Source organism: Vulcaniibacterium gelatinicum, assembly GCF_008033445.1.
Classification (GTDB): Bacteria; Pseudomonadota; Gammaproteobacteria; order Xanthomonadales; family Xanthomonadaceae; genus Vulcaniibacterium_B; species Vulcaniibacterium_B gelatinicum.
The window spans coordinates 1-24,052 of sequence record NZ_VNKO01000002.1; the positions used below are offsets into that span (position 1 = coordinate 1).

20 protein-coding genes, 7 tRNA genes and 1 pseudogene are annotated in these 24,052 nt (G+C 71.0%); 20 read left to right on the forward strand and 8 right to left on the reverse strand.

The genetic code is table 11. The features are described from left to right. Positions 1–120: pseudogene (locus tag FPV26_RS12985) on the forward strand (IS30 family transposase); the annotation flags it as partial. A 57-nt stretch (positions 121–177) separates the two neighbouring features. On the opposite strand, the gene ppx reads toward FPV26_RS12985, so the two are convergent. From ppx to FPV26_RS01455, 5 genes are all read right to left on the reverse strand, one after another. Next, positions 178–1,722, reverse strand: a complete 1,545-nt coding sequence (ppx, locus tag FPV26_RS01435; RefSeq protein WP_147651775.1) for an exopolyphosphatase — start codon at positions 1,720–1,722, stop codon at positions 178–180. Continuing rightward, a complete protein-coding gene (ppk1, locus tag FPV26_RS01440; protein WP_147651776.1) occupies positions 1,719–3,803 on the reverse strand; it encodes a polyphosphate kinase 1 in 2,085 nt (694 codons plus the stop codon). The genes ppx and ppk1 overlap by 4 nt, the downstream gene beginning before the upstream one ends. Positions 3,804–3,832: 29 nt before the next feature. Further along, positions 3,833–5,170: a phosphate regulon sensor histidine kinase PhoR gene (gene phoR, locus FPV26_RS01445; protein WP_147651777.1), complete on the reverse strand. Its 1,338-nt coding sequence runs from the start codon at positions 5,168–5,170 to the stop codon at positions 3,833–3,835. Positions 5,171–5,185: 15 nt separating this feature from the next. After that, positions 5,186–5,875, reverse strand: coding sequence for a phosphate regulon transcriptional regulator PhoB (gene phoB, locus FPV26_RS01450; RefSeq protein ID WP_147651779.1), 690 nt, complete (start codon positions 5,873–5,875; stop codon positions 5,186–5,188). A gap of 88 nt (positions 5,876–5,963) precedes the next feature. Continuing rightward, complete coding sequence (locus FPV26_RS01455; RefSeq protein WP_147651780.1) at positions 5,964–7,589, reverse strand: M48 family metalloprotease; 1,626 nt, start codon at positions 7,587–7,589, stop codon at positions 5,964–5,966. 127 nt (positions 7,590–7,716) lie between these two features. Between FPV26_RS01455 and grxC the strand changes: the two genes are divergently transcribed. The 3 genes from grxC to FPV26_RS01470 all read left to right on the forward strand — a co-directional run bounded on the left by grxC (position 7,717) and on the right by FPV26_RS01470 (position 9,618). After that, the gene (grxC, locus tag FPV26_RS01460) at positions 7,717–7,998 is read left to right on the forward strand and encodes a glutaredoxin 3 (protein WP_342781796.1); all 282 of its coding nucleotides are present in this window, start codon (positions 7,717–7,719) and stop codon (positions 7,996–7,998) included. A 66-nt stretch (positions 7,999–8,064) separates the two neighbouring features. Beyond that, positions 8,065–8,454 carry a carboxymuconolactone decarboxylase family protein gene (locus FPV26_RS01465; protein WP_147651786.1) on the forward strand — a complete coding sequence of 130 codons (390 nt, stop codon included), beginning with the start codon at positions 8,065–8,067 and terminating at the stop codon, positions 8,452–8,454. 156 nt (positions 8,455–8,610) lie between these two features. Further along, positions 8,611–9,618 (forward strand): isocitrate dehydrogenase, encoded by a 1,008-nt coding sequence (locus FPV26_RS01470; protein ID WP_147651788.1) that lies wholly within the window; start codon positions 8,611–8,613, stop codon positions 9,616–9,618. A gap of 86 nt (positions 9,619–9,704) precedes the next feature. Here the strand turns inward: FPV26_RS01470 and FPV26_RS01475 are convergent, their stop codons facing one another. Continuing rightward, entirely contained in the window at positions 9,705–10,463 is a 759-nt protein-coding gene (locus tag FPV26_RS01475; protein WP_147651790.1) for a Bax inhibitor-1/YccA family protein, read from the reverse strand. A gap of 160 nt (positions 10,464–10,623) precedes the next feature. On the opposite strand from FPV26_RS01475, the gene FPV26_RS01480 reads away from it, so the two are divergent. The 13 genes from FPV26_RS01480 (at position 10,624) to FPV26_RS01540 (ending at position 20,374) form a co-directional block, all read left to right on the forward strand. After that, positions 10,624–10,700: transfer RNA gene (locus FPV26_RS01480), tRNA-Pro, on the forward strand. Positions 10,701–10,756: 56 nt separating this feature from the next. Continuing rightward, positions 10,757–10,833 (forward strand) — tRNA-Arg (locus FPV26_RS01485). A 21-nt stretch (positions 10,834–10,854) separates the two neighbouring features. Beyond that, positions 10,855–10,931: transfer RNA gene (locus FPV26_RS01490), tRNA-His, on the forward strand. Between the two features lie 55 nt (positions 10,932–10,986). Beyond that, positions 10,987–11,062: transfer RNA gene (locus tag FPV26_RS01495), tRNA-Lys, on the forward strand. A gap of 72 nt (positions 11,063–11,134) precedes the next feature. Next, a tRNA-Leu gene (locus FPV26_RS01500) sits at positions 11,135–11,219 on the forward strand. Positions 11,220–11,414: 195 nt separating this feature from the next. Further along, positions 11,415–12,719 carry a trigger factor gene (tig, locus tag FPV26_RS01505; protein ID WP_147651792.1) on the forward strand — a complete coding sequence of 435 codons (1,305 nt, stop codon included), beginning with the start codon at positions 11,415–11,417 and terminating at the stop codon, positions 12,717–12,719. A gap of 64 nt (positions 12,720–12,783) precedes the next feature. Further along, on the forward strand, positions 12,784–13,404 hold the full coding sequence (gene clpP / locus FPV26_RS01510; protein ID WP_147651794.1) for an ATP-dependent Clp endopeptidase proteolytic subunit ClpP: 621 nt from the start codon (positions 12,784–12,786) through the stop codon (positions 13,402–13,404). Positions 13,405–13,518: 114 nt separating this feature from the next. Continuing rightward, positions 13,519–14,805, forward strand: a complete 1,287-nt coding sequence (gene clpX / locus FPV26_RS01515; protein ID WP_147651796.1) for an ATP-dependent Clp protease ATP-binding subunit ClpX — start codon at positions 13,519–13,521, stop codon at positions 14,803–14,805. A 194-nt stretch (positions 14,806–14,999) separates the two neighbouring features. After that, positions 15,000–17,423: an endopeptidase La gene (gene lon / locus FPV26_RS01520; protein ID WP_147651798.1), complete on the forward strand. Its 2,424-nt coding sequence runs from the start codon at positions 15,000–15,002 to the stop codon at positions 17,421–17,423. A gap of 217 nt (positions 17,424–17,640) precedes the next feature. Then, positions 17,641–17,913 (forward strand): HU family DNA-binding protein, encoded by a 273-nt coding sequence (locus tag FPV26_RS01525; protein ID WP_147652121.1) that lies wholly within the window; start codon positions 17,641–17,643, stop codon positions 17,911–17,913. Positions 17,914–18,020: 107 nt separating this feature from the next. Then, a tRNA-Val gene (locus FPV26_RS01530) sits at positions 18,021–18,095 on the forward strand. A 109-nt stretch (positions 18,096–18,204) separates the two neighbouring features. Continuing rightward, positions 18,205–18,281, forward strand: a tRNA-Asp gene (locus FPV26_RS01535). Positions 18,282–18,394: 113 nt separating this feature from the next. Then, positions 18,395–20,374: a peptidyl-prolyl cis-trans isomerase gene (locus FPV26_RS01540; RefSeq protein WP_147651800.1), complete on the forward strand. Its 1,980-nt coding sequence runs from the start codon at positions 18,395–18,397 to the stop codon at positions 20,372–20,374. 70 nt (positions 20,375–20,444) lie between these two features. Here the strand turns inward: FPV26_RS01540 and FPV26_RS01545 are convergent, their stop codons facing one another. Next, a complete protein-coding gene (locus tag FPV26_RS01545) occupies positions 20,445–21,239 on the reverse strand; it encodes an enoyl-ACP reductase FabI (protein ID WP_147651802.1) in 795 nt (264 codons plus the stop codon). An 85-nt stretch (positions 21,240–21,324) separates the two neighbouring features. After that, positions 21,325–22,089: a hydroxyacylglutathione hydrolase gene (gloB, locus tag FPV26_RS01550; protein ID WP_147651804.1), complete on the reverse strand. Its 765-nt coding sequence runs from the start codon at positions 22,087–22,089 to the stop codon at positions 21,325–21,327. 40 nt (positions 22,090–22,129) lie between these two features. Here gloB and FPV26_RS01555 point away from each other — a divergent pair, with 40 nt between their 5' ends. From FPV26_RS01555 to dnaQ, 3 genes are all read left to right on the forward strand, one after another. Continuing rightward, on the forward strand, positions 22,130–22,789 hold the full coding sequence (locus tag FPV26_RS01555) for a class I SAM-dependent methyltransferase (protein WP_147651806.1): 660 nt from the start codon (positions 22,130–22,132) through the stop codon (positions 22,787–22,789). After that, positions 22,786–23,247, forward strand: a complete 462-nt coding sequence (gene rnhA, locus FPV26_RS01560) for a ribonuclease HI (RefSeq protein ID WP_147651808.1) — start codon at positions 22,786–22,788, stop codon at positions 23,245–23,247. The genes FPV26_RS01555 and rnhA overlap by 4 nt, the downstream gene beginning before the upstream one ends. Before the next feature lie 64 nt (positions 23,248–23,311). Beyond that, positions 23,312–24,046, forward strand: coding sequence for a DNA polymerase III subunit epsilon (gene dnaQ, locus FPV26_RS01565; protein ID WP_147651810.1), 735 nt, complete (start codon positions 23,312–23,314; stop codon positions 24,044–24,046). Positions 24,047–24,052 lie beyond the last annotated feature (6 nt).

Here is a 24,052-nt window from a genome sequence, read left to right on the forward strand (position 1 = left end):
GTCCACTCCCAAGCTCAGCTCGACGAGATTGCTTTACGATTGAACCAGCGCCCGAGGAAGACCTTGGGCTTCAGGACGCCGGCCTACAAGCTCGGCGAGTGTGTTGCAACGACCGCCTGAGCCCGCCGTGCGAATCCGTGGCAAAAACACTCCTGCCTTTCCCAGGGAGCGCCCCGCTCAACCCGGCACGGTCGCGATCCGCAGCTTCACCCCGAGCCCGGCCATGTCCTCGGGCTCGCCCGACAGGTCGGCGCGCAGCAGCGGCCGCGCCTCGAGCCAGGCGCGGTCGAGGGCGAGGGTCAGCGTGTCGCCGTCGGCGGCCAGGTCCAGGCGCGGGAACACGTGCGGTTCGTGCGAGCGGTGCAGCAGCACCGCCAGCCGCAGCAGCGCGGCGGTGCGGCGCACCGCGGCCAGCAGGCGGTCGGGGATCAGTTCGAAGGCCGACTTCGGGATGCCGCGGCGGTGGGTGCGCACCAGGGCCGCCAGGTAACGCTGCTCCTGCTGCGAGAAGCCGGCGATGTCCGAATGGCTGAGCACATACGCACCATGCACGTGGTACTGGCTGTGGGCGATGGCCAGGCCGAGTTCGTGCAGGCGCGCGGCCCAGGCGAGCATGCGCCGGTCGTCGTCCGACAGCGCCCAGGCCGCGGCCACCTGGTCGAACAGGCGCAGCGCGGTGTCCTCCACCCGCTGCGCCTGCTCGGCGTCTATGCCGTAGCGCTGCATCAGCGCCTTCACCGAGGCATCGCGCGGATCGTCCGCGCCGCCGCGGCCGAGCATGTCGTACAGCACGCCCTCGCGCATCGCCGCCTTGCTCACCGCCATGCGCGCCAGGCCCAGCGCGGCGAACGCGGCCTCCAGGATCAGCACGCCGCCGGCGATGATCGGGCGCCGCTCGCGCGAGAGCGAAGGCAGGTCGATCTCGTCCACGTGCCGCGCGCGCAGCAGCCGTTCGCGCACCTGCGGCAGCGCCTCGGCGGTGACCGCGCCCTTGGTCAGTTTCATCGCCGCGCAGATCTCGCCGATGGCGCGGATCGTGCCGGAGGAGCCGAGCACCTCGTGCCAACCCACCGCGCGGTACAGGCTGGCGAACTGCTGGAACTCCGCGGTCACCTCGGTCAGCGCCGCCTGCCAGCGCCTGGCCGTGAGCCGCCCGTCGGGAAAGAAGCGGCGTGTGCTGGCCACGCAGCCGACCTGCAGGCTCTCGCGTTCGATCGCGTCCAGCCCGGCGCCGATGATGCATTCGGTCGAACCGCCGCCGATGTCGATCACCAGCCGCAACTGGCCGGGCCTGGGCGGCTGCGCATGGGCCACGCCGAGATAGATCAGGCGCGCTTCCTCGCGGCCGGAGACGACCTCGATCGCGTGTCCGAGTGCGGCTTCCGCCGGCACCAGGAACTGCTCCGGCCGCGCCAGCGCGCGCACCGTGTTGGTGGCCACCGCGCGCACCCGCTGCGGCGGGATGTCGCGCAGGCGCTGGCCGAACCGCGCCAGGCACTCCAGCGCCTGCGCCTGCTTGTCGGCGCGCAGCCCGCCGCGGCCGTCCAGGCCCTCGGCCAGGCGCACCGTCTCGCGCAGCCGGTCCACGATCCGCAGCTGGCCCAGCACGTAGCGCGCCACCACCATGTGGAAGCTGTTGGAGCCCACGTCCACTGCCGCGATCAGCTCGCCGTCCTGCAGCGGCGAGGCGGCCGGGGCCGGGCGCACGGCGGCCTCGTTCATGTGCAGTACCTGGCCAGCAGCGTGGCCTGCGCCGAATGCGGCATCTCGTCCTCGCCCGGCGCGAGCTTGCGGTAGCCGCCATCGGGCAGCAGTTCCCAGGCGTTGAGGTTGTCGGCCAGGTAGTTGGCCAGCGCCTCGTCATGGACGCGCGCGGCGCAGTCGGGGTCGAGCACGGGGAAGGCGGTCTCCACCCGCCGCAGCAGGTTGCGCTCCAGCCAGTCGGCGCTGGCGCAGAACAGCTCCGGCGCGCCGTCATTGGCGAACCAGTACACCCGGCTGTGCTCGAGGAAGCGGCCGATGATCGAGCGCACGCGGATGTTCTCCGACACGCCCGGCACGCCGGGGCGCAGGGTGCAGGCCCCGCGCACGATCAGGTCCACCTGCACGCCGGCCTGCGAGGCCGCGTACAGTGCGCGCACCACCTGCGGCTCGTTGAGCGCGTTCATCTTGGCGACGATGCGCGCCGGCCGGCCCGCGCGCGCGTGCGCGGTCTCGCGCTCGATCCGCTCCAGCACGCCCCGGTGCAGGGTGAACGGCGATTGCAGCAGGCGCTTGAGCCGGATCGCCGGGGCCATGCCGGAGAGCTGGCGGAACACCAGGTCCACGTCGTTGCCGATTTCCGGATGCGCGGTGATCAGGCCGAAGTCGGTGTAGTTGCGCGAGGTCCCGGCGTGGTAGTTGCCGGTGCCCAGGTGCACGTAACGGCGCAGCGCGCGGCCCTCGCGGCGCACGATCAGCAGCATCTTGGCGTGGGTCTTGTAGCCGACCACGCCGTACACCACCTGCACCCCGGCGTCCTGCAGCCGGTCGGCCAGGCCGAGGTTGGCCTCCTCGTCGAAGCGCGCGCGCAGCTCCACCACCACGGTCACGTCCTTGCCGTTGCGCGCGGCCTGGACCAGGTGCTCGACGATCGGCGAATCCCGGCCGGTGCGGTACAGGGTCTGCTTGATCGCCAGCACGTTCGGATCCTCCGACGCCTGCCGAATCAGCTCCAGCACCGGCGTGAACGAGTCGAACGGGTGGTGCAGCAGCACGTCGCCCTCGGCCACGCGCTCGAACATGTTCTCGCCCTCGACGGGCTGGCGCGGCTGGAAGGCGGGGAACTTCAGGTCCGGGCGCTGCACCAGGTCGTACACCTGGATCACCCGGTTGAGGTTGACCGGGCCGTTGATCCGGTACACCGCGTGCTCGGGCAGGTCGAAGTTCTGCAGCAGCGTCTGCACGATCGCCTTCGGGCACTGCTCGGCGATCTCCAGCCGCATCGCGCGCTGGTAGCCGCGGCCGGGCAGCTCGTCGCGCAGCGCGAGCGCCAGGTTCTCGACCTCCTCCTCGTCCACCACCAGCTCCGAGCTGCGCGTGACCCGGAACTGGTAGGCGCCCTTGACCTCCATACCCGGGAACAGCTCGTCCACGAACGCCGACAGCATCGCCGACAGGAACACGAAGTCGTGCGGCCCGCCCGAGACCTCCTGCGGCAGCTGGATGATGCGCGGCAGCGAGCGCGGCGCGCGCACGATGGCCAGGTGCCCGGCGCGCCCGAACGCGTCGCGCCCTTTCAGCACCACCACGATGTTGAGCGACTTGTTGAGGATCTTCGGGAACGGGTGCGCGGGATCCAGCCCGAGCGGGGAGAGCACCGGCAGGATCTCGTCGCAGAAGTACTGGCGCAGCCAGCGCGTCTGGCGCGCGTTCCAGGCATCGCGCGGCAGGATCCGCACGCCGGCGGCGGTGAGCTGCGGGCGCAGTTCCTCGTTCCAGCAGCGGTACTGCGCCTCGACCAGCTCGGCGGTGCGGGCGTAGATCCGCTTCAACACCTCGCCCGGGGGCAGGCCGTCGGCCGCCGCCGGCAGGCCGTAGTCCTGGGCGTGGCGCATGGTCGCGGCGCGGATCTCGAAGAACTCGTCCAGGTTGGTGCAGGAGATGCACAGGTAGCGCAGCCGCTCCAGCAGCGGCACCTGCGGGTCGCGCGCCTGCGCCAGCACGCGGAAGTTGAAGTCCAGCTGCGACAGCTCGCGGTTGAAGTACAGCGCCGGGTCGCGCAGCGGGTCGGCTTCGGGGGGGATGTCGTGCGCAGCGTGCATGTCGGGGGCTCCGTCGGCCCCATTCTGCCTCATGTGCCCGCCGCTTCCGCCCGGCCCGCGTCCGGGCGCGCGCGCGGCTGCACGCGCTCGGGCCCGAAGTGGCAGGAGAACACGCTGCCGCGGCCGACCTCGCTCTCGATCTCCAGCCGCGCCTGGTGCAGGTTCAGCACGTGCTTGACGATCGCCAGGCCCAGGCCGGTGCCGCCGCTGTCGCGCGAGCGGCTGGTGGAGACGCGGTAGAAGCGCTCGGTGATGCGCGGCAGGTGCGCGGCCGGGATGCCGGCGCCGGTGTCGCGCACCGACAGCACCGCGCCCTCGCCCTCGCGCGCGAAGCGGATCGTGATCGCGCCGCCGGCCGGGGTGTAGCGCACCGCGTTGCTGACCAGGTTGGAGAACGCGCTGTGCAGCTCGCGCGTGGAGCCCCACAGGTCGAGCGCGGCCTGGTCCTCCACCGCCACCGTATGCCGGCCCTGGCTCAGCGCCTCGGCTTCGCGCCTGAGCGTGGCCAGCATCGGCGCCATCGGCACCGGCTCGTCCTGCAACCGCTCCTGCGCCTCCAGTCGCGACAGGGTCAGCAGGTCCTCCACCAGCTGGGTCATGCGCGCCGATTGCCGTTGCAGCTCGCCCAGGATCTGCGCCCACTCGGGGTGCTCGGCGGGGTCGAGCAGGTCGAGGTAGCCGTGCACCACGGTCAGCGGCGTGCGCAATTCGTGCGAGACGTTGGCGACGAAGTCGCGGCGCATCTGCTCCAGCCGCATCAGCTTGGTCACGTCGCGCGCCACCAGCAGCCAGTACTCGTCGGAGTAGGGGATCAGGCGCAGGCTCAGGCGCAGCGACGGATCCGCGGGGGAGGGCACGTCCAGCATCGGCTCGGCGTGGCGGCCGGCGGCCAGCCAGGGCGACAGCCGCAGCGGTTGCAGCCGCTCGCCGAGCGGCGCGCCGATGTCGCGCGGGTGCCGCAGCCCGAGCAGGGTCTCGGCGGCCTCGTTGAACCACAGCGCGCGCTGGCTGTTGCGTTCGAGCACCACCACCGCGTCGGGCAGCGCGGCGGCGGCGGCGCGGTAGGCGCGCAGGATTCCCAGCAGGCGCCGCTTGCGCGCGCGCATCTCGCTCTGGCTGCGGTGCAGCAGACGTTCGAGCTCGCTCCAGACGCCGTGGCCAGCGGGCGGCGCCAGCCGCCGGCGCGCGGTCAGCCGGCGCAGCAGGCGGTGCAGCTTCCAGTAGTGCCAGCCCAGCACCCCGAGCGCGGCGGCGGCCAGCACCGGCCAGGGGTGTCCGGCGAGCACGCCGGCCGCGAGCGCGGCGGCCAGCACCAGCGCCAAGTGGCCCAGGGTGCGGAGCCAGGCGGCGCGGGTATCGGGCGGCATGCGCGGGGCGGAGGGTCAGGCCGAGGCCGAGAAACGGTAGCCCGCGCCGCGCACGGTCTGCACCATCATGTCCAGCCCGTGCGGCTCCAGCGTCTTGCGCAGGCGCCGGATGTGCACGTCCACGGTGCGCTCCTCCACGTACACGCTGCCGCCCCAGACGTGGTCGAGCAGTTGCGCGCGGCTGTACACGCGCTCGGGATGGGTCATGAAGAAGTGCAGCAGGCGGTACTCCGTGGGGCCGATCTGCACCGGGGCCTCGTTCGCGTACACCCGGTGCGCGGCGCCGTCGATGCGCAGCGCGCCGACCCGCACGTTGCCGTGCTCGTCGTCCTCGCGCGAGCGGCGCATCACCGCCCGGATCCGCGCCAGCAGCTCGCGCGCCGAGAACGGCTTGACCACGTAGTCGTCCACCCCGGCCTCGAGCCCGCCGACGCGGTCGTCCTCCTCGCCGCGCGCGGTCAGCATGATGATCGGCACCTCGCGGGTGAGCGCGTCCTTGCGCCAACGGCGGGCCAGCTCCAGGCCGCTGGTGCCGGGCAGCATCCAGTCGAGCAGGATCAGGTCGGGCACGCGCTCGGCGATCGCGGTCTGCGCCTCGCGGGCGTCGCCGGCGTGGACGGGTTCGTAGTCGCCCTTGCGCAGGGCGAAGGCCACCATCTCGCGGATCGCGGGCTCGTCGTCGACGATCAGGATGCGTTTCTGCACGCGGGCTCCGGTTCGTTCGCGGGGGACGATACCAGTACACGACGGTTTCATGACCATCCGGTGACAGCGGACGAACAGGGGACGCGGCTCAGCGCCGCCGCAGCTCCTCGTCGCGGATGCCCTGGCGCCGCAGCTCGAGCACGGTGGGGGTGATGGCGGCGATCCGGGCCTCGATCCGGGCCCGGGCGTAGTAGTCCAGGTCCTGGCGCTTCTTCAGCGTCTCCAGCTGCACCAGGGCCCGCTCCGGGCGGCCGTTCAGGAACTCGGCCTCGGCCCAGGCCTCGCCGGCCCGCACCGGGTCGCCGGCCAGTTCGCTGACCCGGGCGAGGGTGCGCTGGTACAGCGGATCCTGCGCTGCGCCGGTCGTCGCCAGCGGGCGCAGCACCGTTTGGGCCCGGCGGCCGGCCTCCGCGTTGCCACGCTCGGCCAGCACCTGGGCGTAGGTGAGGGCGGCTGCACGGTTGTCCGGCATGCGTGCGAGCAGGGTCTCGAAACGGCGGTCGGCGGCCTCGCTGCGGCCGGCCCGGGCCTCGGCTTCGGCCAGGGCGAGGGTCAGCCACAAGTCGCCGGGGTGGCGGGCGAGCAGGGCGGCCAGGTCCTCCGCCGCCGCACCGGCCTGCCCCGCCCGCAGCCGGGCCACGGCCAGGCCGTAGCGGCGGGCGTCGTCGAGCGGGCCCTTCTCGCGCATCGCCTCGTACTCCCGGATCGCCTGCGCGGGCGTGTTGGCGCTCAGCACCCGCAGCCGTTCGCGCGCCCAGCCGAACTGGCCGCTGCCGCCGCGGGCCAGGGCCGCGCTGCCGGGCAGGCGCAGGCCGGACGGCAGCAGCGGGTTGTCGGAGGCGTTCGTACCCACCGAGAAGCCCGATTGCCCCTGCAGGCGCGCCGCCCGCTCGCGCGCCTCGCTGATGCGCAGGGTGGTGACGGGGTGGGTCTGCAGGTAGTCCGGCACCCGTTCCCGCTCCCCGCCACGGTTGACCCGCACCGCGGCCTGCAGGGTCGAGAAGAACTCGGCTGCCGCGTGCGGGTCGTAACCGGCGCGGGCCAGGTTCTGGATCCCGATCCGGTCGGCCTCGGCCTCGTTCGACCGGGTGTAGTCGATCTGCCGTTGCACCATCAATCCCTGGCCGATGGCGGCTGCCGCCAGCGCCGCATCGTCCTGCGAGTTCTCGCTGGCCGCACCCTGGGCCACCGCGATCGCGGCGATCGTGGCCAGCAGGATCGGGATGCGCTCGCGCTGCGCACGCTCGACCGCGCGCAGCACATGGTCCTGGGTCACGTGCGCGATCTCGTGCGCGAGCACGCTGGCCACCTGGTCCTCGCGCTCGGCGGCCAGGATCAGGCCCGCGTTCATGCCGATGTAGCCGCCGAGGGTGGCGAAGGCGTTGATTTCCCGCTCCTTGAGCAGGAAGAAGGTGAAGTCGCGGCGCGGCTGGTCGCTGCTCGCCGCCAGGCGCTGGCCCACGCCCTGCAGCCAGTCCTCGAGCAACGGGTCCTCGAGCACGTAGTCGTAGTGCCGCAGCTGGCTCAGCAGCATCGCCCCGTACTCGGCCTGCCGCGCCGGCGGCAGCACCTCGCCCGCGGACGAGCCGATGTCGGGCAGGCGCGGCTCCTGCGCCGGCGCCGACAGCGCGGCGGCGAAGGCGAGGGCGGCGGCGAGCGGCAGGGATCGGCGCAAGGGATCGCTCCGGACGAAGGGGGCGGACGCGGGCAGCATGCCGAGCGGCGTCCGTGCCGGCATGAACCGGCGGTGAAGGATGCAGTGTTGCAGCCGCAGGCTGGAAATGCCCGCAGCGGCAGCCCATATTGACCACAGCCTACCGCATGAGTTCACGGAGCCCGCCTTGAGCGAGACCCCCACCGTCGGCACTCCCGACATCACCCTCTACACCACCGCCATCTGCCCCTACTGTGTCGCCGCCAAGAACTTCCTCAAGAGCAAGGGCCTGTCCTGGCGCGAGGTGCGCGTGGACACCGATCCGGCCGAGCGGGAACGCATGGTGGCGCGGGCGCGCCGCACCAGCGTGCCGCAGATCTTCATCGGCGACGTGCACGTGGGCGGCTACGACGACCTGATGGCCCTGCACCGTGAGGGCAGGCTCGAACCGCTGCTGGCCGGCGCCTGAGGCCGCGCGCCGCCCGATTTTTTCCCGACCCACCGCGGGCCGCGGGCCCGCCGCACGGAGCCATCCATGAGCGAACCCGCCGACGACCGGGTGAAGCAGTTCACCGAATTCCGCAAGCGCATGAACGAGCGCATCCTGGCCGAGCCGAACCAGGTCGTGCGCCGCTTCTTCGCCCTCGACACCCAGACCTACCAGCCCGGCGCGCTGGACGTGAAGACCAAGGAGCTGCTGGGCCTGGTGGCCTCGCTGGTGCTGCGCTGCGACGACTGCATCAGCTACCACGTGGCCCAGTGCCGGCAGGCCGGCGTCACCCGCGAGCAGTTCTTCGAGGCGTTCTCGGTCGGCCTGGTGGTCGGCGGCTCGATCGTGATCCCGCACCTGCGCCGTGCGGTGGACTTCCTCGACCGCCTGGAAACCGGCGAGGGCGAAGCGCCCGCCGCGCACGACCACGGCTGAACCCTGCGCCATCCCGCCCCTGGCAGGGGAGGGTGGGGGTGCCGGGGCCCGACAATCCGGCCGCGTATGCCGCATCTGGCATAATTCGCGCCCTGCCAATCCCCCCACCCGACAGCACGCCCCGCGCGTGCTGTCGTCCTGTCTGGAACCCCCGAAATGACGCAGACGATCACGGTCATCCGCGGCGACGGCATCGGCCCGGAGATCATGGAGGCCACCCTGCACGTGCTCGACGCGATGCAGCTGGGGCTGCAGTACGAATTCGCCGAAGCCGGCATGGCCGCCCTGGAGCAGCACGGCGAGCTGCTGCCGCAGGCCACCCTGGACTCGATCCGCACCCACCGCATCGCCCTGAAGAGCCCGCTGACCACCCCGGTCGGCGGCGGCTTCTCCTCGATCAACGTCGAGCTGCGCAAGCGCTTCGACCTGTACGCCAACGTCCGCCCGGCGAAGTCGTTCCCGAACACCAAATCGCGCTTCCCCAGCGGCGTGGACATCATCACCGTGCGCGAGAACACCGAGGGCGCCTACATCGGCGAAGGCCAGACCCTCTCCGCCGACGGCGAGACCGCGACCCTGACCCAGAAGGTCACCCGCCGCGGCTCCGAGCGCATCGTCCGCTACGCCTTCGACATGGCCCGCCGCATCGGCCGCAAGAAGGTCACGGTGGTGCACAAGGCCAACATCCTCAAGTCCACCTCCGGCCTGTTCCTCAAGACCGCGCGCGAGGTGGCGGCGCAGTATCCCGACATCGAGTGCAACGAGATGATCGTGGACGCCTGCTGCATGAAGCTGGTGATGGAGCCGGAGAAGTTCGACGTCATCGTCACCACCAACCTGTTCGGCGACATCATCTCCGACCTCTGCGCCGGCCTGGTCGGCGGCCTGGGCCTGGCCCCGGGCGCGAACATCGGCACCGAGGCGGCGATCTTCGAGGCCGTGCACGGCTCGGCCCCGGACATCGCCGGCAAGGGCATCGCCAACCCCTGCGCGCTGCTGCTGGCCGCCGCGCAGATGCTCGACCACATGGGCCGCCCGGCCGACGCCACCCGCCTGCGCGAGGCGATCGTCGCCACCCTCGAGGCGAAGGACTCGCTCACCCCCGACCTGGGCGGCACCGGCACCACCCTGGGCTTCGCCCGGGCCATCGCCGCCCGCGTCTGAGGCCGTCCGCGGAAGCGGCTACCCCGGTCGGCTGACACACGAAGGGCGCCCGCGGGCGCCCTTCGTCGTTCAGCCGTACCGGCCGGTCAATCGCGCGACTGCAGCTTGGCCAGCAGCCGCAGGATCTCCAGGTACAGCCAGACCAGCGTCACCAGCAGGCCGAACGCGGCGTACCACTCCATGTACTTCGGCGCGCCCTGTTCCACGCCCTGCTCGATGAAGTCGAAGTCGAGCACCAGGTTGAGCGCCGCGATCACCACCACGAACACCGAGAAGGCGATGCCGATCCCGCTGCTCTCGTGGATGAAGCCCATGCCCTCGAAGCCGAACAGGCGCATGCCGATGTTGACCAGGTACAGGATCGCGATGCCGCCGGTGGCCGCGACCACGCCGAGCTTGAAGTTCTCGGTGGCGCGGATCAGGCCCGAGCGGTAGGCCAGCAGCAGCGCGGCCAGGGTGCCGAAGGTCAGCGCCACCGCCTGCATCACGATGCCCGGGAAGCGCTGCTCGAACATCGCCGACACCGCGCCGATGAACAGCCCCTCCAGCACCGCGTACAGCGGCCCGGTGACCGGGGCCCAGGTCTTCTTGAACACCGTGACCAGGGCCACGACGAAGCCGCCGAGCGCGCCGCCGAGGATCCACGGCATGAGGTTGGCGGTGCCGCCGGAGGCGAAGAACTGCCCCCAGGTGTACATCGCTCCGACCAGAGTCAGGACCAGCAGGAACGCGGTCTTGTTGACGGTGCCGTTGAGGGTCATCGCCCCGGCACTGCCGCGCACCACCGCGCCGCTGCCGAGGTCGAGGAAGGTGGATTCGCCGAGAGCCGGATTGCCGCTGCGCATGGAGCCTCCCTGTTGTCGTTGGATGCGGCCGTCGTCGCCCGGCCGCCCGGCCAGCATACACAGGCGCCCGCGCGCGTTGACAGCCCGGCCCCCGCTCCGGACAATGATCCGCCTTTCGCCGCGCCGGCGCGTCGCGAAAGACCCGAGCCACCGTAGCTGTCGGGGTATAGCGCAGTCTGGTAGCGCGCCTGCTTTGGGAGCAGGATGTCGGGGGTTCGAATCCCTCTACCCCGACCACCCCCGTCCAGCACGGCCGGACGCAGCGCCGGGTACGATGCGAGAATCCTCGCCTCGCGCCCGTAGCTCAACCGGATAGAGCACCGGCCTTCTAAGCCGGCGGTTACAGGTTCGAGTCCTGTCGGGCGCGCCAGATGCGAAACGCCGTTCCACGGTGGCTGTAGCTCAGTTGGTTAGAGTCCTGGATTGTGATTCCAGTTGTCGGGGGTTCGAGTCCCCTCAGCCACCCCATCTTCCGGTCGCGGTGCCTTGTCGGGCGGTTGCGACCTGTTACAATTTCCGGCTCGGGCCGTTAGCTCAGTTGGTAGAGCAGCTGACTCTTAATCAGTAGGTCCTAGGTTCGAATCCTAGACGGCCCACCACCCGATCCGACGACGCCCGGCCCGGCCCGGGCGTTTTCGTTTCCGGCGATCGGCGCGCACAATGCCCGCCGGGCGAAAGTGGCGGAACTGGCAGACGCACTGGATTTAGGTTCCAGCGCCGCAAGGCGTGTGGGTTCGAGTCCCACCTTTCGCACCACCTCCGGGGGGCGCCCGTGGCGGCCGGCAGCGCGCTCCGGCGCGTGCCCCCCCCCTGTCCCGCATTGGCATGCCCGCCCCGGATCGGCGACACTATCCCGTTCCGCTGGCGGGCGACGGGTCGTCCGCGTGTCGCCGGCGCCAGCCAACCCCTATTCAGCACCGCGGCCGGAGGCCGCGGCAGGAGTCGTGAGCCATGCAAGTCTCGGTCGAAACGCTCGGCACCCTCGAACGCCGCATCACCTTCCGCCTGCCGGCGGAGCGGGTGGACACCCAGGTCGGCGGCCGTCTGCGCGAGATCGCCCGCACCGCCCGGATCAAGGGCTTCCGCCCCGGCAAGGTGCCGCCGAAGGTGATCGAGCAGCGCTACGGCCAGCAGGTGCGCGCCGAGGTGCTGGACGACCTGCTGCGCGAGAGCTTCGAGTCCGCGGTGCGCGAGAACGCCCTGCGCCTGGCGGGCAACCCGCAGATCATGCCGAGCAACGAGGCCGCCGAGGGCGAGCTGGCCTACGTCGCCACCTTCGAGGTCGTTCCCGACTTCGGCGAGATTGACGTGAGCAAGCTCGAGGTGGTGCGCCACACCGCCCAGGTCGAGGAGGAGGACATCGACCGCATGATCGAGAACCTGCGCCTGCAGCGCCGCAGCTTCCGCCCGGTCGAGCGCGAGGCGAAGGAGGGCGACCTGGTCGCGCTCGAGACCTGGTCGCAGGTGGACGGCACGCGCCTGCCGGCCGAGGGCGCCGAGAAGGGCGCCACCATCATCGGTTCGGCCGCGATGCTGCCGCAGATCGAGGCGGCGCTGGTCGGGATGCGCAAGGGCGAGGAGAAGACCGTGTCGGTCGAGTTCCCGGCCAACTGGGGCGCGGCCAACCTGGCCGGGCGCACCGCCGAGGTCAGCCTGCGCGTGGCCGAGGTCTCCGAGCCGGTGCTGCCCGAGGTGGACGCCGACTTCATCCGCAGTTTCGGCGTGAAAAGCGGCGAACTGGCCCAGTTCCGCAGCGAAATCCGCGCCAACCTCGAGCGCGAGCTCAAGGGCGCGCTGATGAACCGCCTGCGGCGCGAGGTCGGCGAGCAGCTGATCGCCACCTGGGGCCACGTCGAGATGCCGCCGCGCCTGGTCGAGAACGAGGCCCGGGCGATGGCTGCCCAGGCCATCGAACAGGCCCGCCGCGCCGGCCGCGCGGTCGGCGAGATCCCGGCCGACGCCCATCTGCCGTTCATGGACGCGGCGCGCAAGCGGGTGCTGGTGGCCCTGCTGGTGGGCGAAGTCGCCCGCCGCAACGAGCTCAAGCTCGATCCGCGCCGCCTGAACGAAACCCTGCGCCTGATCGCTTCCACCTACGAGGAGCCCGAGCAGGTCGTTGCCCTGTACCGCAACGATCCCCAGCTCATGGCCGGGCTGCAGTCGCGGGTGATGGAGGAGCAGGTGATCGACTGGATCGCCGAGCGCGCCCGCCATACCGAGCAGCAGCTCTCGTTCCAGGACGCCATCCGCGGTTGACGTCCGTCCCCGGCGCCCCCATCGTGGGGCACCGGTTCCCGCAGTCACAGGTCCCACGCCGCACATGGAAACCAAAGCCCTCAACCTGGTCCCGATGGTGGTCGAACAGACCAGCCGCGGCGAACGCGCCTACGACATCTACTCGCGCCTGCTCAAGGAGCGGGTGATCTTCCTGGTCGGCGGCATCGACGACTACCTGGCCAACCTGGTGGTCGCGCAGCTGCTGTTCCTGGAGGCGGAGAACCCGGAGAAGGACATCCACCTGTACATCAACTCCCCGGGCGGCATCGTCACCGCGGGCCTGGCGATCTACGACACCATGCAGTACATCAAGCCCGACGTGAGCACGATCTGCGTCGGGCAGGCGGCCTCGATGGGCGCGCTGCTGCTGGCGGCCGGCGCCAAGGGCAAGCGCTACGCGCTGCCGAACTCGCGGGTGATGATCCACCAGCCGCTGGGCGGCTTCCAGGGCCAGGCCACCGACGTGGACATCCACGCGCGCGAGATCCTGTCGCTGCGGGAACGGCTCAACGAGATCCTGGCGCGGCACACCGGGCAGTCGTTCGAGACCATCGCCCGCGACACCGAGCGCGACAACTTCAAGAGCGCCGAGGCGGCGCGCGACTATGGCCTGGTGGACCAGGTGCTGGAGCGCCGCCCGGAGGAATCCATCCAGGTGGGTTGAGGCTCAACTGGCTGATTTTCCAGCATATTTCGACATCGTCCGGCCCCGGGTGCGGTCCCGGAGCCATGTGGTATCCTCGGCCGCAACCGGCCGTCAGCAGCGGGTAGCAGGGGAATGAGCGAAGACCGTCAGGGCAGATCCGGCGACAGCACCAAGATCCTGTACTGCTCCTTCTGCGGGAAGAGCCAGCACGAGGTCCGCAAGCTGATTGCGGGCCCGAGCGTGTTCATCTGCGATGAATGCGTCGAGCTCTGCAACGACATCATCCGCGAGGAGCTGGAGGAGAAGGCGCAGTCCACCCGCAGCCATCTCCCCAAGCCGCGCGAGATCCTCGACGTGCTCGACCAGTACGTCATCGGCCAGTCGCGCGCCAAGAAGACGCTCGCGGTCGCGGTGTACAACCACTACAAGCGGATCGAGAGCCGCCAGCGCAACGACGACGTCGAGCTGGCCAAGTCCAACATCCTGCTGATCGGCCCCACCGGTTCGGGCAAGACCCTGCTCGCCGAAACCCTGGCGCGCCTGCTCAACGTTCCGTTCACCATCGCCGACGCCACCACCCTCACCGAGGCCGGCTACGTCGGCGAGGACGTGGAGAACATCATCCAGAAGCTGCTGCAGAAGTGCGACTACGATGTCGAGAAGGCGCAGCACGGCATCGTCTACATCGACGAGATCGACAAGATCTCGCGCAAGAGCGAGAATCCGTCCATCACCCGCGACGTCTCGGGCGAAGGCGTGCAGCAGGCGCTGCTCAAGCTGATCGAGGGCACCATCGCCTCGGTGCCTCCGCAGGGCGGGCGCAAGCACCCGCAGCAGGAATTCCTGCAGGTGGACACGCGCAACATCCTGTTCATCTGCGGCGGCGCCTTCGCCGGGCTGGAGAAGATCATCCAGCAGCGCAGCACCGATGCCGGCGGCATCGGCTTCGGCGCCAAGGTCAAGAGCAGCCAGCGCAAGGCCGACGTGGGCAAGGTCCTGTCCGAGGTCGAGCCCGAGGACCTGATCAAGTTCGGCCTGATCCCCGAGTTCGTCGGCCGCCTGCCGGTGGTCGCCACGCTCGAGGAGCTGGACGAGTCCGCGCTGGTGAAGATCCTCACCGAGCCGCGCAATGCCATCACCAAGCAGTTCAAGAAGCTGTTCGAGATGGAGGGCGTGGAGCTCGAGTTCCGCCCCGACGCGCTCGCCGCCATCGCGCGCAAGGCGCTCAAGCGCAAGACCGGCGCGCGCGGCCTGCGCACCATCGTCGAGTCGGTGCTGCTCGACACCATGTACGAGCTGCCTTCGCTCGAGAACGTGAGCAAGGTGGTGGTGGACGAGTCGGTGATCGAGCAGCGCTCCGAGCCGTACCTGATCTACCAGAGCCCGCCCGCCGCGCCGAAGGCCGCCAGCGGCGAGTAGGGCGCCTGCCACTCGTCCGGAAATCCGGACGCCTGGCCGGGCAAGTGCCTGATTCCATTGGGGGCGGCTGAACCGCCGCCCGCCGCCGGGGCGCGCGCTTGCATCGCGGCCACGCCACCCCCATTACCCTGAGCCTCGAGCGCCGCGGCCGCCCGCTGCGGCCGGAGTCCGCAACGCCTCTTTCCGGAGTCGCCATGACCGACCATTCCGAAACCCTCGTCCTGCCGGTCCTGCCGCTGCGCGACGTCGTGGTCTTCCCGCACATGGTGATCCCGCTGTTCGTGGGTCGCGAGAAGTCCATCCGCGCTCTCGACCTGGCGATGGAGGGCGACAAGCGCATCCTGCTGGTCGCGCAGAAGTCGGCCGAGACCGACGACCCGCGCGCGGCCGACCTGCACCCGATCGGCACGCTGGCCCACGTCCTGCAGCTGCTCAAGCTGCCCGACGGCACCATCAAGGTGCTGGTCGAGGGCGTGGCGCGCGCGCGCGTGGACCGCATCGAGCTGCGCGACGGCGCGCTGTCCGGCACCGGCCGCGTGGTGGAGTCGGTGGTCGAGCGCGACGAGCGCGAGATCGAGGCGATGGTGCGCTCGCTGATGAACCTGTTCGAGCAGTACGTCAAGAGCAACCGCAAGCTGCCGCCGGAACTGCTGCAGACCCTGAGCGGCATCGACGAGCCCGGCCGCCTGGCCGACACCGTCGCCGCGCACCTGGGCGTGCGCATGGCCGAGAAGCAGCGCCTGCTGGAGACGCTCGAGGTCGGCGCGCGCCTGGAGCTGCTGGTCGGGCTGGTGGACGGCGAGATCGACGTGCAGCAACTGGAGAAGCGCATCCGCGGCCGGGTCAAGTCGCAGATGGAGAAGAGCCAGCGCGAGTACTACCTCAACGAGCAGATGAAGGCGATCCAGCGCGAGCTCGGCGAGCTCGACGATTCGCCCAACGACATCGAGGAGCTCGCGCGCAAGATTGCAGACGCCGGCATGCCGAAGGCGGTGGAGGCCAAGGCCAGGAACGAGCTCAACAAGCTCAAGCAGATGTCGCCGATGTCGGCCGAGGCGACGGTGGTGCGCAACTACCTCGACTGGCTGCTCGGCGTGCCGTGGAAGAAGCGCACCAAGGTGCGCAAGGACCTCAAGCTGGCGCAGGAAGTGCTCGACGCCGACCATTACGGCCTGGAGAAGGTCAAGGAGCGCATCCTCGAGTACCTGGCCGTGCAGTCGCGGGTGCAGAAGATGAAGGGCCCGATCCTGTGCCTGGTCGGCCCGCCGGGCGTGGGCAAGACCTCGCTCGGGCAGTCCATCGCCAAGGCCACCAACCGCAAGTTCGTGCGCATGTCGCTGGGCGGCGTGCGCGACGAGGCCGAGATCCGCGGCCACCGCCGCACCTACGTCGGCTCGATGCCGGGCCGGATCGTGCAGAACCTGGTCAAGGCCGGCACCCGCAACCCGCTGTTCATGCTCGACGAGATCGACAAGATGTCCATGGACTTCCGCGGCGACCCGTCCTCGGCGCTGCTGGAGGTGCTCGACCCCGAGCAGAACCACGCCTTCAACGACCACTACCTCGAGGTGGATCTCGACCTGAGCGAGATCATGTTCGTGGCCACCTCGAACTCGCTGAACATCCCCGGCCCGCTGCTGGACCGCATGGAGGTGATCCGCATCCCGGGCTACACCGAGGACGAGAAGCTCAACATCGCCACCCGCTACCTGGTGCCCAAGCAGCTCAAGGCCAACGGCCTCAAGCCGGAGGAACTGAAGATCGCCGAGAGCGCGATCCGCGACATCGTCCGCTACTACACGCGCGAGTCCGGCGTGCGCAACCTCGAGCGCGAGATCGCCAAGATCTGCCGCAAGGTGGTGCGCGAGCTCGCCCTCGCCGGGGCGCGGCAGAAGGCCCGGATCGGCGCGGTCAACGTCACCTCGAAGAACCTCGAGAAGTACCTCGGCGTGCGCCGCTACGACTACGGCCGCGCGGAAGCCGAGAACGAGATCGGCCTGGTCACCGGCCTGGCCTGGACCGAGGTCGGCGGCGACCTGCTGCAGATCGAGGCCACGCTGGTGCCCGGCAAGGGCCACCTGATCCTGACCGGCCAGCTCGGCGACGTGATGAAGGAATCGGCCTCGGCCGCGCTGTCGGTGGTGCGCGCGCGCACCGAGCGGCTCGGCATCGATCTCGACTTCCTGCAGAAGCTCGACGTGCACCTGCACGTGCCGGAGGGCGCGACGCCGAAGGACGGCCCGAGCGCGGGCATCGCGATGGCCACCGCGCTGGTGTCGGCGCTGACCAAGGTGCCGGTGCGCGCGGACGTGGCGATGACCGGCGAGATCACCCTGCGCGGCAAGGTGCTCGCGATCGGCGGCCTGAAGGAGAAGCTGCTGGCGGCGATGCGCGGCGGCATCCGTACCGTGATCATCCCCGAGGAGAACCGCAAGGACATGGCGGAGATCCCGAAGACGGTCACGCAGGGCATGCAGATCGTGTTCGTGCGCTGGATAGACGAGGTGCTCGATGTCGCGCTGGAGCGCCCGATCGCGCTGCCGGAGAAGGCCGAAGCATCCGCGCCGGCGCCCGCGCCCGAGGCCAAGCCAGCGCCACAACCGGACCTCAAGCACTGATCCGCCGTGCGCGCGGGCGCGTTCGTGCGGTGCGTGAGTGCACATCGTGCGCGGCCGCGGCTTGCCGGGGTATGCCCCCGCTGGTATAACGGCCGCGACTTCGGCGCCGCGTCGCGCGCGCCGCTTCGGTCGTCGCGAGCCGCCCGGCATGCCGGTGCCATGCTCGGTTTCCCCCTTTGTCTGCGGTGACCTGCCGCGAGGAGTCCATCCCATGCCCATGAACAAAGCCGAATTCATCGCCGCCGTGGCCGAGGCCGCATCGCTCAGCAAGGCCGACGCCGGGCGCGCCGTGGATGCGGTGATCTCGACCATCACGAACACGCTTAAGAGCGGCGAGAGCGTCAACCTGGTCGGTTTCGGCACCTTCGCGGTGCGCGAGCGCGCCGCGCGCACTGGCCGCAATCCGCGCACGAACCAGGAGATCTCGATCCCGGCGTCGAAGAATCCGGCGTTCAAGGCCGGCAAGGCGCTGCGGGATGCCGTGAACTGAACGCGGTTCAGGCCGCGCGGAGCAGGGGAGCCCGGCGCGCGCCGGGCTTCTTCGTTGGGGGCGGGGATCCCTTGCGTCGTGCCCGAGTGCGTTATCGTTTCGTGGCCGGGTGCTTAGCTCAGCGGTAGAGCGTCTCCCTTACAAGGAGAGGGTCGGGGGTTCGATCCCCTCAGCACCCACCAGCCCCGCCCGCGTCGGCTTGCCTGCCGGTCGCGGGCCGGAGCGTCGCGGGGACGGATCCCGGAAGTATTGCGTGACCGAAATCGGCCCGCTATCATTTCGGTTCTTCGCGGAGCGGTAGTTCAGCCGGTTAGAATGCTGGCCTGTCACGCCGGAGGTCGCGGGTTCGAGTCCCGTCCGCTCCGCCACTCTTTCCAGGGGCGCCCGCAAGGGCGCCCCTGTTTTTTCCGCCGCCCGCAGCGGCGCGCGGCGCCGCGTTAAACTGCGCGGCCGCCCGTCACCGAGCCACCGGTCCAGCCCCATGCTGCAGAAGATCCGTGAAAAGACCACCGGCCTGATCGCCACCGTCATCCTCGGCCTGATCATCATCGTGATGGCCTTCTTCGGCATGGAGTCGTACCTGACGCAGCGGGTCGAGACCTGGGTGGCCAAGGTGGAGGCCCCGCCGCGCTGGTGGCCTTCCGCGCCGTCGTGGTGGCCGGTCTCGCTGCTGTGGCAGCGCGAGGAGATCGGCGCCGACGAGTTCCGCGAGCGCTTCGAGCAGGTGCGCCAGGCCGAGCGCCAGCGGCAGGGCGAGGCGTTCGACCCGCGCGCGTTCGACACCCCCGAGCGCAAGCGCGAGGTGCTCGACGCGATGATCGACGAGCGGGTGCTGCGCATCGCCGCGGCGCATGCCGGCGTGGTCGCCAGTGACGCGCAGGTGCGCAGTGCGATCGAGGGGATCGAGGCGTTCCAGGTCGCCGGCAAGTTCGACCCGCAGCGCTACCGCCTCGTCCTCGCCTCCGGTTTTCCGCCACGCACGCCGCAGGAATTCCAGGAGCTGGTGCGCAGCGATCTGCAGCGGTCCCTGATTCCGCGCGGCATCGCCACGTCCGGCTTCGTGACCACGCGCGAGGTGGAGCGGGCGATGCGCCTGCTCGGGGAGATGCGCGACGTGTCCTACGTCGTGCTGCCTGCGCCGGCCCCGGACACCGGCCCGGTCAGCGCCGAGGAGATCGAACGCTGGTATCGCAGCCACCAGGATGCGTATCGCGCTCCGGAGCAGGTCACGCTCGAGTACGTGGAGATCGCGGCCGCCGCGCTGCCTCAGCCGGCGCCGGCAGACGAGGCCACGCTGCGCCAGCGCTACGAGCAGGAACGCGGCAAGCTGGCCGCTCCGGAGCAGCGCTTGGCCTCGCACATCCTGGTCGAGGTGCCGCAGGGTGCCGACGCGGCCGCGCAGAAGGCAGCCGAGCAGGAGGCGCAGCGCCTGGCGCAGCAGGCCAGGGCGCCGGGCGCGGACTTCGCCGCGCTGGCGCGCGCGCACTCAGACGACGTCGGCTCGAAGGCCGCCGGCGGCGACCTGGGCTGGATCGAGAAGGGCGTGATGCCGGCGGCATTCGAGCAGGCGCTGTTCGCGATGCGGCCGGGCGAGGTGCGCGGGCCGGTCCGCACCGACGCCGGCTGGCACGTGATCCAGCTGCGCGAGGTCAAGGCCGCCGCCGACGTGCCCTTCGAGCAGGTGCGCGAGCGCCTGGCGCAGGAGCAGGTCGAGGCCGACCGGGAACGTGTGTTCAACGACCTCAGCGGCCGCCTGGTGGACCTGGTCTACAAGAACCCGACCGCGCTCGCCCCGGCCGCGCGCGAGGTGGGGCTGGAAGTCAGGCGCGCCGGCCCGATCGCGCGCGGCCAGGGCGAGGGCGTGCTCGCGCACCCCGCGGTGCAGCGTGCCGCGTTCTCGGAGACGCTGATCCAGGACGGCACCGTGAGCGACCCGATCGAGGTCGGCGAGGACCACGTGGTGCTGATCCGCGTGGCCCAGCACACCCCCGCGAGCATCAAGCCGCTGGCGCAGGTGCGCGAGCAGGTGATCGCGGCCGTGCGCGCCGACCGTGCCAGGAAGCTCGCCGTGCAGACTGCCGAAGCGCTGGTGCGACGCTTGCGTGAGGGCGGGCAGACGCTGGAAGCGATGGCGGTGGAACGGCAGCTTTCGCCGGTGGTGGCGAGCGGCATGCGCCGCGGCATGCCCACGCCGACGGCCGAGGCCAACCGGGCGTTCTTCTCGGTGCCGGCGCCGGCGGCAGGCAAGGTTTCGGCGGGGTACGTGACGCTGCCGGACGGCAGCATCGCGGTGTTCGCGGTGACCAAGGTCACCCCGGCCGATCCGGCCGCGGCCTCTCCGCAGGAGCGGATGTTCGTGCAGATGCAGCTTGCGCAGATGCTGGGCGCGGAGGATGCGCGCGCCTTCGTCGAGGCGATGCGCAAGCGGATGCAGGTGAAGATCGCGGAGACGCGGCTCTGAGCGCCGCGTCCCGACGGCTTTGGCGCGACGGCCCGGTTGCCCAGGGCCGTCGCGTTTCCGGTGTCGGGAATCAGTCGTCGTCGCCGATCCCGGTCATGCCCAGGATGTTGTAGCCGGCGTCCACGTAGGTGACCTCGCCGGTGATGCCGGCGGCCAGGTCCGAGCACAGGAACGCGGCCACGTTGCCCACGTCCTCGATGCTGACGCTGCGGCGCAGCGGCGCGTGCTTCTCGAAGTGGCCGAGCATCTTGCGGAAGTTGGCGATGCCGGCCGCGGCCAGGGTCTTGATCGGGCCGGCGGAGATCGCGTTGACGCGGGTGCCCTCGGGGCCGAGGTTGAGCGCCAGGTAGCGCACCGTCGCCTCCAGGCTGGCCTTGGCCACGCCCATCACGTTGTAGTTCTCCAGCGCGCGCACCGCCCCGAGGTAGGACAGGGTGACGATGGCGCCGTTGCGACCGGCCATCATCGGCCGTGCGGCCTTGGCCAGCGCCGCCAGCGAATAGGCCGAGATGTCGTGGGCGATGGCGAAGTTCTCGCGGGTCAGGCCGTCGAGGAACTGGCCTTCGATCGCCTCGCGCGGAGCGTAGGCGATGGCGTGGACGAGGATGTCGAGCCCGTCCCAGCGCTTGCCCAGCTCGGCGAAGCAGTCGGCGATCTGTTGGTCGGAGGACACGTCCAGCGGCAGCACGATGTCGCTGCCGAACTCCTTCGCCGCATCCTCGACGCGCGAACGGAGCTTCTCGTTCTGGTAGGTGAAGGCGAGAGTGGCGCCCTCGCGGTGCATCGCTTCGGCGATGCCGGTGGCGATCGAACGCTGGCTGGCGATGCCGGTGATCAGCGCGCGCTTGCCCTGCAGGAATCCCATGTGGCCTCCGTTGCTGGCCCCGCTCGCGGGGCGGGTAGAGTGAATGCTCCAGTTTAGCAACGGGGGCGGCCCGATCGGCCCGGCCTCAGGCGCGGAAGCCGTCCTTCCAGCGGCGCAGCTCGGCGAAGGCCTCGACCCGGTCACGCGGGGCCTGGCCCAGGCGCGCGGCGAGCGCGGCACGCACAGCCGGTGCGTCCACGCGCAGGAACGGGTTGGCCGCGCGTTCGTCGCCGAGCGTGCTCGGCAGGGTGGGCTGGCCGGCCTCGCGCTGCGCGCGCGCCTGCGCCGTGCGCGCCCGCAGGGCCGGGTTGTCCGGCTCGACGCTGCGTGCGAAGGCGGCGTTGGCCAGGGTGTATTCGTGGCCGCAGCACACGCGCGTCTGTGCGGGCAGCGCGGCCAGCCGGTCGAGCGAGGCCAGCATCTGCTCCGGCGTGCCCTCGAACAGGCGCCCGCAGCCGAGGCTGAAGAGGGTGTCGCCGCAGAACAGCAGGCCCGCGCCGTGGAAGGCGATGTGGCTGCGGGTGTGGCCGGGCACCGCCAGCACCTCGAACCGCCATTCGCCGACGGCGACGTGCTCGCCGTCCTGCACCGTGCGCGTGGCGTGCGTGATGCGGGCGTCGTCCGGCGCGATCACCGGCAGTTGCGGCCAGCGTGCGAGCAGCGCCGGCACCCCGCCGATGTGGTCGGGATGGTGGTGGGTGAGCAGGATCGCCAGCGGCCGCAGGCCGCGTTCGGCGGCGGCGAGCACCGGCGCGGCCTCGCCCGGATCCACCACCAGCGCCGCGCCGCGCGCGTCGGCCAGCGTCCAGATGTAGTTGTCGGCGAAGGCGGGCAGGGGGTGCAGGCGCATGTCGGGTGACGCTGTGGCGGCTTTCGCGCAGAATCCGACCATGCCCGCCATGCCGTTCCAGCGTCAATCCGCACCTGCCGCCGCGGCGCGCTGGTTCGCCGACGCGGCCGGACAGGCGGTGCTGGCCAGCGAGGACGCGGTGGTGCAGGCGGTGGCGCGCGAACGTCCGGGCCAGCCATGGCTGTGGTTCACGCCGCTGCCGCCGCGGAAGGTGCCGCCGCGGGCGCTGTGCCTGTGGCCGGAGGGCGAGGGCTTCTCCGGCAGCCTGGCCTGCACGCTTCCGTTGCCCCTGGCCAGCGGCAGCGTGGCCGCGATCCTGCTCCAGCACGTGGGCGACGGCTGCCTGCCGATGGACGCGGTACTGGCTGAATGCGAGCGCGTGCTGGTGGACGGCGGGCGCCTGTGGCTGCTGGCGCTGAACCCGTTGGCGCCGTATCGCCTGCGCTGGGCCGGGGCGGGGCCGCGCACGGCCGAGCCGATCACCTGGCGCTGGCGGCTGCGGCGGGCCGGCTTCGAGGTGGCGAGCGTGGCCCAGGGGCTGGGGCCGCGCTGGCAGGTCGCCCTGGCCGCGGACGCGCAGGAGGGCGCCGGGATCCGCGCCGCATTCCTGCTGGAGGCGGTGAAGCGCGTGATCCCGCTGACGCCGGTGCGGCTGCAGCCGCGCCTGCGCTGGCAACCCGGGGTGCCGACCGTTTCATGAAGACCGTGGAGATCCATACCGACGGGGCCTGCCTGGGCAACCCCGGCCCCGGCGGCTGGGCCGCGTTGCTGCGCTACCGCGGCCGCGAGCGCGAGCTCGCCGGCGGCGAGCCGCACACCACCAACAACCGCATGGAGCTGATGGCGGCGATCGTCGCGCTCGAGGCGCTGACCGAGGGCTGCGCGGTGACCCTGCACACCGATTCGCAGTACCTGCGCCAGGGCATCACCGAGTGGCTGCCGACCTGGGTCCGGCGCGGCTGGCGCACCGCCGGCGGCGACCCGGTCAAGAACCGCGACCTGTGGGAGCGCCTGCATGCCGCGACGCAACGGCACCGGATCGTGTGGAAATGGGTGCGCGGCCACAGCGGCGACCCCGACAACGAACGCGTGGACAGGCTCGCCCGGGAACAGGCCCAGCGGCAGCGCGAACCGTCCGCGGCCCCTCCCGCCCGCTGATCCCGTGCGACCATCCTCCCCGCGCCCCTTCCCTCACTGCCCACTCCTCATTTCGCTCCTCCGCATGCGCCAGATCGTCCTCGACACCGAAACCACCGGCCTGAGCTGGGAAAAGGGCCACCGGATCGTCGAGATCGGCTGCGTCGAGCTGGTGGAGCGGCGGCCGACCGGGCGCACCTTCCAGCGCTATCTCAATCCCGACCGCGATTTCGAGGCCGGGGCGCAGGAGGTGACCGGTCTGACCCGCGAGTTCCTTGCCGACAAGCCGCGCTTCGCCGAGGTGGTGGACGAGTTCCTCGCCTTCATCGACGGCGCCGAGCTGGTGATCCACAACGCGGCCTTCGACCTGGGCTTCCTCGACTACGAACTCTCGTTGGTCGGACCGCACCTGGGCCGCATCCGCGACCGCTGCACGGTCGAGGACTCGCTCGAACTGGCGCGGCAGCGTTTCCCAGGCCAACGCAATTCGCTCGACGCGTTGTGCCGCCGGCTCGGCGTGGACAATTCGCACCGGCACCTGCACGGCGCGCTGCTCGACGCACAGATCCTGGCCGAGGTGTACCTGGCGCTGACCTCCGGGCAGGGCGAGATCGGCTTCGCCCTGCCCGAAACCGCCGAGCGGGCCACCACCAGCGTGCAGTTCACCGCCACGGTCCAGGCGGGGGGGCGTCCGCGGGTGGCCGTGGATGCGGAGGAAGCGCAGGCGCATGCCGCCAGGCTCGAGGCGATCCGGCGCAAGGCCGGCCGTTGCCTGTGGCTGGAGCAGGAAGCCGAGGCCCCGGCGGCGGAACCGGCCTGAGGCGCG